Below are 12472 nucleotides of genomic sequence, written 5' to 3' on the forward strand. Positions count from 1 at the left end.
CAAGATGAGTGCTCTCACTACATAAGTAGGTAAGGTCACGGGCAGAACACCCGTTCTTAGGCGGTAGGTGGAAGTGCAGTAATGTATGCAGCCGAGCCGTGCTAATAGACCGAGGGCTTGACCTCTATATATCATTGGTAAATATCTCGTTACTTGCAGTCTTCAGGGTTTTGTGACCCTACAGTTTTTCCTGGTGTTTATTGCGCGGTGGAACCACACTGATCCCTTCCCGAACTCAGAGGTGAAACGCTGCTGCGGCGACGATAGTCTGGGGGTTGCCCCACGCCAAAATAGCTCGATGCCAGGTCTTTTATTTCCATAACATCATTATCCTCCCTTCTCATGAACGGAGGATTTTGCTTTTTTCCTACCCTAAGCTTGCACACACCAACAAAAAGCGGATAAAGTAGTACAAGGGAACTAACTTCGATGATATGAGTATCCGGTTTAATTCCTGATAGCTTGCGTGGCGTAGGCATATTCATTTCTTTAGGAAGGGAAGAGGGAAGAAGATTAGTAGTGAGTTTTGTAAGCACAGATAATACCAACAGAAATCAAATATGAGTCCTATAAAGACTTTTTACCCGGTGGGTGGATCGTGGATTTAATAAGCTACTATTTTGCTAAGGTTTTTATCAAAATACTGTAAATTATCTTCTTCTGCGATCCTTTGGGTGGTTTAATCTGTGTCTCTCTCTATCTCCAATATTTTTACCGAAGAAAGCTGCTAATTAACCACATCAGTATAAACGTTAGTACTGTTGAAAACTGATTTGGCATTAGCCTCATAAATGGTATTTGTTGCAGCAATGAAGAGGTAGAAATCAGTCCGCCAGCAATTAAGCCAATACTTAGAGTGATCAGTGTGAACAAAACTGCACGACCAAATCTGCTTTCCTTGCGATTGAGAAAGTAAATGCTAATTCCTATGCCAACCACCAGAGCTATTTGTAAAATCTGGTCGTTATCAGCAGCATAAAAAATGCTGATAGCACTTAAACCTAGATAACAAGCTCCTGGCAATAACACATCTGATAGTGTTGGTTGATCCAACATTTGCTGTAGCCATGCTGGTGAATGCTCACGAGGGATAGGACTTTCTTTCGGAGGAGATTGCACTCGCATTTCCGGAAATCGGATACGCTCAGGCACTTTAATTTTCCCTTCCTGGCGCATCCGTAAACGCTCCATTAAAATAGCATCATAAGCTGCTTCAATTAGTTCTAATCTATTACCATCGCCACTACCAGGTTGCTCCAATAGGCGATTGCGAGCATCCTGAATTTCATCGAAGCTAGCATCTTCTGACACCCCAAGTTTTTCGTAGGGATTTTGATCGCTCATGGCAGTTTATTACTTCAGCCTTAGTAAGCGGCAGTCTTTTGTTGAGAAAAAAACAACCTTAGGTTTTACCTAAATTGAAACAAACGTACTAACAGATTTTAATCCTTTACTCAGGATATTAGCGCAGATTAGTTTGTTCGACTTAGGAATTTTAACTATAGTTAGTTTAACATATTGCCATAACACCGTGTAGACCCTCAAGTTGTTTACTAGTTGGGGTTTTCCCTCAGTATTTTAACTAGGAATATTTACTATTTGAGGATAGTATTTTTATTTAGATGCGTCATCTTCTTCTAATCGTGTTTTTCTGAATGAGGCATTATGATCACCATTTATGGTATAAATTTACATATACGTCTAAAATTAGAAGATTTTAAACTCCATCTTACTAAATAGGCAGTATAATTTTTGACAGGAACTTGACGACTAAGATGAGAACATAAGTTTAGTGGATATACTAAAGTATCTATCCGCTTACTAGAAGTTTAGTTTACTTGTGTATTTCATAATGGTGATTACAACTTCTCTGAATAATCAGGATATTCGTACCTTAGCCTTGTAGATTCTTAATTACTGCCAAAGTGGAAACTGCGTTCTTACGCAACACCCCTGTTAATCCTATGAATATTTGTGCAAAGTGATGGTCATGGCTCCTGCCAAGATTCTTGTAGTTGATGACGACCCTGCGGTTCGGAATTTAATCCAACGCTTTTTGATCAAACAGAACTATCAAGTAGAAGCTGCTGAAGATGGTAAGGCAGCCCTATATCTATTTGAGCAATTTAATCCAGACTTGGTAATTCTAGATGTAAATCTACCAGATGTAATTGGTTTTAACCTCTGTCAAGAGATGCAAAGTCGTAATGGTGTTTTTGTACTCTTGCTCACTAGCCGGACAGATGAAGCCGACAAAATTCGTGGTTTTTCTAAAGGTGCTGATGACTATTTGACCAAACCATTTGGTCTGGGAGAACTAGAAGTTAGAGTTGCAGCAATTTTGAGACGTCAGCGGGTTGTGACTACCGCAGAACAAAAGCGCCTCATTTTTGAAAAGCTGATGATTGATCCAGTACGAAGAGAAGTAACACTTAACAACCAAGCAGTACCATTAACTGCGCTAGAATTTGACCTGCTGCATTTTTTAGCTAGTCATCCAGGTCGAGTTTGGCGGCGAGCAGAGCTTATTCAAGAAGTCTGGGACTATGAATATGTGGGAGACCAGCGGGTTGTGGATGTCCACATCGGTCAAATTCGCAAGAAAATTGAAATTGATGCTACTCAGCCAGCTTTAATTCAGACTGTGCGTGGTGTAGGTTACAAGTTTGAATCTACCACTAATCCACAGGAAGACAGATTTTAGCATATAGGGTGTAGGGTAAGAATTTTCTCTTTATTCCCCATCACCCCATTTTCTTCAAGCATTTCAACTTACACTGATGGAACAAAGTTTCTAAATAGATACGCGCAGCGTGGCGATTTCCATGTCTAGTTTGCAGCAAAAACAAGGATAGCGCCGCAGTCAAGACTTATCCTTGATCTCAATCAGGATGGGTTTCTCAATAGTTTTTTAAGAGGATGTCTGTAAAGATATTAACTGTTACATTCATAATATTTTCGCTTTAGGAGGATAATTGCAGCTAATGATAAAAATTACAAAAATATCAAACTTTGGTCATATGTTCATCAAATTAATACATATCTAAAATTCTATAGTAATCATAAATAATATCTGATAGCTTGCGTGGAGTAGCCATAAAATTTTAAATTTTTTGGTTTACGTAATACAGATAATATCTATATTACAAAGAAACTCAAATAGAAGTCATATAGTATTATATATAGTACACAAATGCGTGAATAAACTAACCATAAAAATCTCCAAAAGCATACCATACAAGCTTTTAAAAATTTTTAATTTTGTAAAAATGTCCCACTGTCGGCACTATTTCTAATTCCCAGAAAGCGGTAATAGTCATTGTCTCTCATCTATTCTTCCACATGTAAATATTTTTTTAGTTAATCACAGGTATAAAAAAAGTTAACGATTATTTGTGTTGATTTCTGATATAACTAAATTTACGATAAATATCGTTCTTAGAATGACAAATTTATCAAAAGTTGTACTTAAAGATCACCAGTTATCTTCAGAAATATAATGCTGAAGATAACATATGCTTCTCTAAATCAAGGAATCTAGAGGAGGATTTTCTCTGCAATTAACCCAGTAGTCCCAGAGGAAGAAGGCATTTCAGAGATGGAATCACATATATTACTGCATCTGTAGTAAAAATTGTTGACCAGTCAAGAGCCTCATTAGCTCTTGATCTAAAAATCTTACATTCAAATTTAGCTGTGAGGAGTCATCATGAAAGTAAATGTCCCCAATTTTGGTAAAGTAGGTTTACTCTGCTTACTGTCTGGATTTTTGCCTATACAGGCTATGGCTGTTGAAAGCCCTCAACAGGATTCAGCTATTGTCAGTCAAAAACAACAAAGTGCTGATTTATCCACATCATCACCTCAAGTTGTAGCTTCAGATGGGATAGAGCAAGTTACATCTGTCTCCCAACTGTCAGACGTACAGCCTGAAGATTGGGCTTTTGGTGCATTACAATCTTTAGTTGAGCGATATGGTTGTATTGCAGGTTATCCCAATGGTACATTCCGGGGTAATCGCGCCATGACCCGTTATGAATTTGCTGCGGGTTTAAATGCTTGTTTAGACAGAGTCAACGAGTTAATTGCTACTGCTACAGGTGATTTATTAACAAAACAAGATTTAGCCACCCTGCAAAAACTACAAGAGGAATTTTCTGCCGAACTGGCAACGCTCAGAGGTAGAGTCGATGCAGTAGAAGCCCGGACAGCAGAACTAGAAGCAAATCAGTTTTCCACCACAACTAAATTGAGTGGTGAAGCCATTATCGCCGCTATCGGTGCTACAGGTGGCGTAAAAGGAGGATCTGATCCAAATATCATCCTTACCAATAGAGTCCGTTTAAATCTCACCACCAGTTTTACAGGTAAAGACTTACTGATTACAGGTTTACAAGCTTATAATTTTCAGGGTGGTGTAGATGGTTCTGGTAGTCTGCAAAATAGTTTAGGATTATCCTCATCATTATTGAGTGCTAGTAGTGCGCGGACTAGCTTTGAACCACAATTTCCGGGAGTGGATGTAAAGACTTTAAATTCCGTTGGTGCTAACTCACTGGAACTTTATAAACTGCTGTATATCTTTCCCGTTGCTGAGAAATTAACCTTGTTTGCGGGGACTGCGGCGGAAGTTTCTGATGCTTTTCCTGCTATCACTCCCTTTTATGGAGAAGGACAAGAATCTATTTCCCGTTTTGGTAATTTAAACCCTGTTCTTCGCATTTCTGGTGGTACTTCCGGTACTGGTTTAGCATCTGCGGCTGGTTTTATTTATAGTTTTTCCCCAAAACTCGATTTAAGAGCTTTGTATGGTAGTGTAAATGCTAACCTACCTCAAAACGAAGGTTTTCCTGGAACACCTTTAGGTGCAGGTGTATTTAATGGTAGTAGCGTAATTGCTGCCCAATTGACATTTAAACCCACCAAATCCATAGATGTGGGATTAAACTACGCCAATAGTTACCACCAAATAAATATTTTAGGTACTGGTTTAACCAGTAGTGATATTGGTGCTTTAAATAATGTCGCAACAACAACACCTGTAAACATTAACTCTGTTGGTGGAACTTTAACCTGGCGCTTTTCTCCAAACATAGCTTTATCTGGTTATGGTGCAGCAATGTTTGTAGATTCTCCTAGCGTTGATGCTTCCACAACTTTCACCAGTTGGATGGTAGGTTTGCATTTTAATGATTTAATCAAAAAAGGGAATAATGCAGGTTTGCTTTTTGGACAACCTCTTTATCGTACTGAAGCTAGTGGTGCAGCCACATTAGGTACAAATAGAGCCACACCTTACCATCTCGAAGGTTATTACCGTTTTCGCGTTAATGACAATGTGAGTATTACCCCTGGCGCGTTTGTGCTGTTTAATCCAGAAGGTAACACCAACAACGAAACCACTACTGTAGGTGTACTCCGGACTACTTTTACTTTTTAGGTGATTGGTAATTGGTGATACAATTTTGGATTTTGGATTTTGGATTGTATTTCATGAACTCCAATCTAAAATCTAAAATCTACAATCAATCTACAATCTAAAATTTTTCTCCCCAGTCCCCAGTCCCTATTTTCGACGTTCTTCTAATTTGCGATAAACTGCTTTTAAATCAACTTGATGATGAGCCAAAGCTACAAGAGTATGATAAAACAGATCCGCAACTTCACCAGCGATCGCATCAGCATCATCATCTTTACAAGCCATCACTACCTCGGCGCTTTCCTCCCCAATCTTCTTTAAAATCTTATTATCACCACCTGCTAACAGCTTACAGGTATAGGAACTTTCATTGGGATGATCACGGCGATCGCATATCACCCCAAACAATTGTGATAACATATCTGCTGGTGGTGGGTTAATTTTCCCATCAACCTGATGAAAACAACTCCGTTCCCCAGTGTGACAAGCTACATCTCCCAACTGCTCAACACCAATCAGTAAAGCATCACTATCACAGTCATAACGAATAGTCTGTACCTTTTGAATATGTCCAGAAGTAGCGCCTTTATGCCAAAACTCCTGACGAGAACGACTCCAAAACCAAGTTTCTCCAGTTTCCAAAGTCTTTTGTAGAGACTCCCGATTCATCCAAGCCATCATCAACACAGTCCCATCCAAATAATCTTGGATAATCGCCGGTACTAAACCCTTGTCATCATAGCGAATTTTTTCTACAGGGATAGCAGATTGGAGCGTTAGCATTTCAGGAGAAGACATACCAGATAACTTTCTTGAATTTAACAATTACTAATGGATTCAAGATATCATTCCTCAAAAAAAATAAAAAATAAAAAAATAAAAAATGAATATCCGCGTTTATCTGCGTTTATCTGCGTTTATCTGCGTTTAATAAAATAATTTGTCAGAATCAGGATATCCAGGATTAAAGGATTTACAGGATGGTTTTTTTGTTAACATCAGGATTTCAGGATTTACAGGAATTTTTGTCAGAATCAGGATATCCAGGATTAAAGGATTTACAGGATGGTTTTTTTGTTAACATCAGGATTTTAAGTATAGGGTGTGTCAGATTGCATAGCCCAATTTTTGATATCTGATGCACCCTACTGATGTGCTAGTTGCGTAAGTTTTGATGTGTATATATTTATTCTGTAAATTTTTAAATCCTACACATCCTGATTCTGACAGTTTATCAAGTGCCTCAGACTACATAAATCTATCAAATAAACAGATTGAATTATCCTGTAAATCCTGAAATCCTGGACATCCTGATTCTGACAAAAATTCCTGTAAATCCTGAAATCCTGGACATCCTGTTTGTCTAGTGACTTCACTGAAAATTATATAATTTTTTACCCTGTTCCTTGCCTCAATGAAAAAACTTTTATCCTTCTGCGCCATACTCAGAAATTTACAGAAATCACAACAGCCAAAAAAATTACAGCAGTAGCCAATTCTCAGAGGATAGAAATTTTCAGCATTATTTTGTCTTATCCTCAGATAGAAGCTCAATTTAGTTACCTCTTATAGGAGATAACCTTGGTAAACACCTCGATTAAAACCACAAAATCACAAGAAATCTTTAGTGCTGCTCAAAACCTGATGCCAGGAGGCGTTAGTTCTCCAGTTCGCGCGTTTAAATCTGTTGGTGGACAACCTATAGTATTTGATCGCGTTAACGGTGCATACATCTGGGATGTAGACGGTAACAAATACATAGACTACGTTGGTACTTGGGGTCCTGCTATTTGTGGTCACGCTCATCCAGAAGTTATCAGCGCACTACACACAGCCTTAGAAAAAGGTACAAGCTTTGGCGCTCCTTGTGTACTAGAAAACGTTTTAGCAGAAATGGTAATTGATGCTGTTCCTAGCATCGAAATGGTAAGATTTGTCAACTCTGGAACTGAAGCTTGTATGGCCGTACTCCGGTTAATGCGAGCCTTCACCAAACGAGATAAAATCATCAAATTTGAAGGCTGTTATCACGGACACGCTGATATGTTCCTCGTTAAAGCTGGTTCTGGTGTAGCTACATTGGGTTTACCTGACTCCCCTGGAGTTCCCAAAGCTGCAACCAAGGACACATTAACAGCACCTTACAACGATTTAGAAGCAGTTAAAGCCTTATTTGAAGAAAACCGCGACGAAATCGCCGGTGTAATTCTTGAACCCGTGGTTGGTAATGCTGGCTTTATTACTCCTGATGCTGGGTTCTTAGAAGGGTTGCGTGAACTTACCCAAGAACATGGAGCCTTATTAGTATTTGACGAAGTGATGACTGGGTTCCGTATCGCTTACGGTGGCGCTCAAGCTAAATTCGGTATCACCCCTGATTTAACCACAATGGGTAAAGTCATTGGTGGTGGCTTACCAGTGGGGGCTTATGGTGGTCGCCGCGATATTATGTCAATGGTTGCTCCTGCTGGACCTGTATATCAAGCTGGGACTCTTTCTGGTAATCCTTTAGCGATGACTGCTGGGATAAAAACGCTGGAATTGCTGCAAAAACCCGGTACTTATGAGTACTTGGCACGGATTACTCAAAAACTTGCCGATGGTTTAGTAAAAATTGCTCAAGAAACTGGTCACTCAGCTTGCGGTGGTAATATCAGCGCTATGTTTGGCTTATTTTTTACAGATGGACCAGTTCATAACTATGAAGATGCTAAAAAGTCAGATACAGCTAAGTTTGGGCGGTTTCATCGTGAGATGTTAGAGCGTGGTATTTACTTAGCACCATCTCAGTTTGAGGCTGGATTTACTTCTTTGGCTCACACAGATGAAGATATTGAACAGACTTTAGCTGCTGTACGAGATGTGATGTCCAATCTATAAACAAACTCTTCTGAGTGGGGAGTTTTGAGATCGTCGTCTCTCTCAAAACTCCCCACTATTTGACCAGGAATTTGAGATTTGAGATTTGAGATTAAAAAAAATTTGATAAACTGCCATTATAATATAGAAAAAATACTGAAATATTAAGAATCTAATTATACAGGTTAAAAGTATAAAAAATAATTAGGTTTTCCAGTAACTTTACATAAAAAAAGCAGACGTTCTGTCTCAATTTTAATGAGATAATATTAGAGAAAAATATTTTAATCCTGGGTATAGTTAACAGAGATCAATTATTGAAGCTTGAATTAACTTCACCATAACTTTAAAAACTCTTTAAGAGATTTCCAGCAGAAATGACCTGGCAAAATTCAAATTTGCTCTCAATAATGTAATCAGAGTTTCACTTTCTCAGTTATTTTTCGTGCAGCGAGTTAACAGTGCATGAGCTACTGCTTCAATCCTACCTGTTCCCATCCAAAAAATTTGGCATCTAGCCAAAGATGTCAGTCTTGTGGTGAGCCGCTATTTTTGCGCGATCGCTATCGAGTCATCAAACCTTTAGGTCAGGGGGGCTTCGGAGCAACCTTTGTAGCACTCGATCAAGCCTTACCTGGAGAACCAAGTTGTGTAATTAAGCAACTACGTCCCTCAGGAACAGCCCCCCACATATTACACATGGCAAGAGAACTGTTTGAGAGAGAAGCCAAAACTTTGGGTAAAATTGGCAATCATCCGCAAATACCACGACTCTTGGACTATTTTGAAGAGCAAAAGCAATTTTACTTGGTTCAAGAATATGTCAGTGGTGCAACTCTCCAACAAGAAGTCAAAAAAACCGGACTCTATAGCGAAGCTGGAGTCAAGCAGTTCTTAAGTGAAATCCTGCCATTACTGCAATATATCCATGAGCTAAAGGTAATTCACCGGGATATCAAACCAGCTAACTTAATTCGTCGCGCTCAAGATGCAAGACTAGTACTCATTGATTTTGGTGCTGTCAAAAACCAAGTCGGCCAAGTGGCTGCAAATCAATCGGGACAGACAGCTTTAACTGCTTACGCCATTGGTACTCCTGGTTTTGCTCCTCCCGAACAAATGGCTATGCGTCCAGTTTATGCCAGCGATATCTACGCTTTAGGGGTAACTTGTATTTATCTACTGACTGGCAAAACTCCTAAAGATTTGCCATACAATCCCACAACAGGTGAAATCATGTGGGAGCAGCTGGTGGATATAAGTGACCATTTAACCAGCGTATTAAAAAAAATGTTAGATGTTTCAGTCCGCAATCGCTACCAGTCAGCCCCAGATGTACTCAGAGCGCTAGAGATAGAACCATATTTAGACAGTTTAGCAAAGGGATTAATCGTCAAATCGGATGTTAGTGTTAAAGAACGAATCAACAAACGCCCAGAAAATTCCGGTGTTTTATCCAATAATCCTGGTGCCAATAATGTAGCAGCGGCGATTCGTGCTAGACGAGCTAAGTCAGCAGAAACATCAGGATTTCAGGCTGGAAGCATCCAACATAGGCAGTTAATATCCAAATCTCCAGATGTAACTACTAGTAATAGCAATGGTTCTCAAGGAACACGCAAATTAGATTCTCAAGGTCTGCTCACAGCTTATTTGAAGGGAAGACGGGATTTCGCTTCCTACAACATCAATCTATTAAACTTACAAGGTGCTGATTTATCAGATACTAATTTCCATTACGCTCAATTACAAAAAACCAACCTCCAAAGCGCTAATCTCAACAATAGTGATTTTGGTAGAGCTAGTCTCATCTACGCGAATCTGAAAGATGCTAATTTGAGCAAAGCTTACCTCAGTCATGCAGATTTAGAAGGGGCAGATATGAGAGGAGCTGATCTCAGCTATGCTTATCTGAGTCAGGCTAATCTCCGGGGTGCTAATTTGTGTGGTGCTAATCTCACTGGTGCTAAGGTGACTGAGGAACAACTAGCATTAGCTAAAACTAATTGGCTGACAGTACGCCCCAATGGAAAACGTGGCTTTTTATAGATCGCTATTCGGCACAATTGACAATCAAATGTGTCAAAGCATCAATCAAGCGATCGCTCTCCATCGGCATAATCTCCTTACCATGTAAAATTTGCTGAGTAATAGCAAAATGTGCTAAGGAACCAATCAAAATCCTCGCTGTTGCCTCTGGATCAGGTATTTTTAGTTCTGGATGTGATGCTAGATATTTAGTGATGGTCTCAATTGCTGGTTTAGCAATGCAACGCACAAAAACTTGAGCTAGTTCTGGAAAACGCACCGACTCACCAATTAGCACTCGCTCAAAAGCTAAATATTCTGGATCTGTTGTCATCTGCTCTAAGGCTGTTTTAGCCAATCCCCTCAAAACTATGTAGGGTTCTCCCACTAGAAGATGTTGTCCAAAAATCGACTGAAACCTTTTTCTTGCTAATTGCTCTATCAGCGCACTAAAAAGTCCGACTTTATCTTGAAAGTGGCTGTAAACCGTTGCTTTAGAAACTCCGGCAGCTTCAGCTACCCGATCCATACTAGTCGCTGCATAGCCATTTCTTAAAAACTCCTGCATCGCTCCTTGGAGAATCTTTTCGACTTTATCTGAATTTGATCGCTGTATCTCCCCAATTTTTGGGCGTGCCATTTTGTTAATATCCTTTTTGTCAACGATTCTTTATAAAGAAGAGGACTACACAGTTGACTAATCTAGTCCGTTTAGTTTACATTTTAAGACTAAACGGTTTAGTTTAAATGTGACTTCAAACTTTTAATCTTTCCATCCAGGCCGGTTCTTAGAGTTGTAAATGACAGTATAACGGGCGGAAAACTGCCAGAGTGTTAAAAATCTACAGTTGAATTTGCTCATACTGTTTTCCTCCACATTTACATTTTCAACGAATTTTGAATCGCTTCAAAGGTATGCTGTTGTGCAAAACCCCAAGCTACAAGGTTCATTATCTTCTCAGTCTATTATTTGGTTACTGATTACAATACCTACAATTGCATCACTAACTGTAATCAGCATTAGTATTTTCACTGTACTAAGACTGCGGGAAACAGCCGAAAAAGCAATAACACCCGTGGTGATCATGCCGGAACTAAAAACAGTTACAGCCTTAGGAAGAATTGAACCACAAGGAAAAGTCATTAAACTGTCTGCTGCTGTATCTAGTGAAGGAAGTCGGGTAGAAAAGTTACTAGTACAGGAGGGAGATAGAGTAAAAGCAGGCCAAGTGATAGCCATTTTAGACAGTCAAAATCGCTTGCAAGCAGCATTGCAAGAAGCCCAAGAAGAAGTAAAAGTCACAAAAGCTAACTTAGCTCGCATTCAAGCAGGTGCAAAACATGGGGAAATTGACACCCAAAAAGCCACAATTGCCCGCTTGGAAGCAGAACGTCAAGGTGATATTGACACCCAAAAAGCCACAATTGCCCGCTTAGAAGCAGAATTAATTAATAGTCAAGCAGAAGACAAACGTTATCAGCAACTGTATACAGAAGGGGCAATTTCTGCTTCCCAACGGGACAGTAAACGTTTAACCCTAAAAACTGCTCAAAAAAGTTTGCAAGCCGCACAAGCTTCTTTAAAGCGTATCCAGTTAACTGGACAGCAGCGACTTAAAGAAGCCACAGCAACTCTAGATCAAATTTCCGAAGTCCGTCCGGTGGATTTGGTAGCAGCTAAAGCCGAAATTAGTCGTGCTGAAGCTACGGTAAAAAAAGCAACCACTAATCTCCAACAAGCTTACGTTCAATCACCCCAAAATGGCCGAGTATTTGAAATCCATACCCGTCCAGGAGAATTAATCTCAAATGAGGGAATTGTCGATATTGGACAAACTAATCAAATGTATGCAGTTGCCGAAGTCTACGAAAGCGATATTAGCAAAGTACATTTAGGGCAACAAGTGCGGGTATTTGGTGATGTTTTACCAGTGGAATTACAGGGAACAGTTCAGCGGATAGGCTTACAAGTGCAGCGGCAAAATGCGATTAATACTGATCCCTCTACCAATATTGATAACAGAATTGTCAAAGTCCATATTCAACTAGATCCAGTTTCCAGTCAGAAAGCAGCCAACTTAACCAATATGCAAGTTAAAGTAGTCATTGAAATTTAATCAGTGATTAGTGAATGGGATTGAAACAGGAAAACGGTAAGAATCACAC

8 protein-coding genes, 1 rRNA gene and 1 pseudogene are annotated in these 12472 nt (G+C 39.5%); 6 read left to right on the forward strand and 4 right to left on the reverse strand.

The genetic code is table 11. The features are described from left to right. The first annotated feature begins 189 nt into the window (after positions 1-189). Positions 190-307, forward strand: a 5S ribosomal RNA gene (gene rrf, locus ANA7108_RS0104465). 404 nt (positions 308-711) lie between these two features. Here rrf and ANA7108_RS0104470 read toward each other — a convergent pair. Then, complete coding sequence (locus ANA7108_RS0104470; protein ID WP_016949569.1) at positions 712-1344, reverse strand: CPP1-like family protein; 633 nt, start codon at positions 1342-1344, stop codon at positions 712-714. 646 nt (positions 1345-1990) lie between these two features. Between ANA7108_RS0104470 and ANA7108_RS0104475 the strand changes: the two genes are divergently transcribed. Continuing rightward, positions 1991-2704, forward strand: a complete 714-nt coding sequence (locus tag ANA7108_RS0104475) for a response regulator transcription factor (RefSeq protein ID WP_016949570.1) — start codon at positions 1991-1993, stop codon at positions 2702-2704. A 40-nt stretch (positions 2705-2744) separates the two neighbouring features. Here the strand turns inward: ANA7108_RS0104475 and ANA7108_RS28545 are convergent. Then, positions 2745-2951 (reverse strand): annotated as a pseudogene (locus tag ANA7108_RS28545) (DUF2811 domain-containing protein). A gap of 758 nt (positions 2952-3709) precedes the next feature. On the opposite strand from ANA7108_RS28545, the gene ANA7108_RS0104480 reads away from it, so the two are divergent. Further along, complete coding sequence (locus ANA7108_RS0104480; RefSeq protein WP_016949571.1) at positions 3710-5440, forward strand: iron uptake porin; 1731 nt, start codon at positions 3710-3712, stop codon at positions 5438-5440. Between the two features lie 126 nt (positions 5441-5566). Here ANA7108_RS0104480 and hisIE read toward each other — a convergent pair whose 3' ends face one another. Continuing rightward, positions 5567-6217 (reverse strand): bifunctional phosphoribosyl-AMP cyclohydrolase/phosphoribosyl-ATP diphosphatase HisIE, encoded by a 651-nt coding sequence (gene hisIE / locus ANA7108_RS0104485; protein WP_016949572.1) that lies wholly within the window; start codon positions 6215-6217, stop codon positions 5567-5569. Positions 6218-7000: 783 nt separating this feature from the next. On the opposite strand from hisIE, the gene hemL reads away from it, so the two are divergent. Then, positions 7001-8299, forward strand: coding sequence for a glutamate-1-semialdehyde 2,1-aminomutase (gene hemL / locus ANA7108_RS0104500; RefSeq protein WP_016949575.1), 1299 nt, complete (start codon positions 7001-7003; stop codon positions 8297-8299). 444 nt (positions 8300-8743) lie between these two features. After that, positions 8744-10327, forward strand: a complete 1584-nt coding sequence (locus ANA7108_RS0104505) for a serine/threonine-protein kinase (RefSeq protein WP_016949576.1) — start codon at positions 8744-8746, stop codon at positions 10325-10327. Positions 10328-10331: 4 nt separating this feature from the next. On the opposite strand, the gene ANA7108_RS0104510 is transcribed toward ANA7108_RS0104505, so the two are convergent. Next, entirely contained in the window at positions 10332-10946 is a 615-nt protein-coding gene (locus ANA7108_RS0104510; RefSeq protein ID WP_016949577.1) for a TetR/AcrR family transcriptional regulator, read from the reverse strand. 283 nt (positions 10947-11229) lie between these two features. Between ANA7108_RS0104510 and ANA7108_RS0104515 the strand changes: the two genes are divergently transcribed. Next, on the forward strand, positions 11230-12423 hold the full coding sequence (locus ANA7108_RS0104515; protein ID WP_016949578.1) for an ABC exporter membrane fusion protein: 1194 nt from the start codon (positions 11230-11232) through the stop codon (positions 12421-12423). The last annotated feature ends 49 nt before the right edge of the window (positions 12424-12472 follow it).

It is taken from the genome of Anabaena sp. PCC 7108 (assembly GCF_000332135.1).
Classification (GTDB): domain Bacteria; phylum Cyanobacteriota; class Cyanobacteriia; order Cyanobacteriales; family Nostocaceae; genus Anabaena.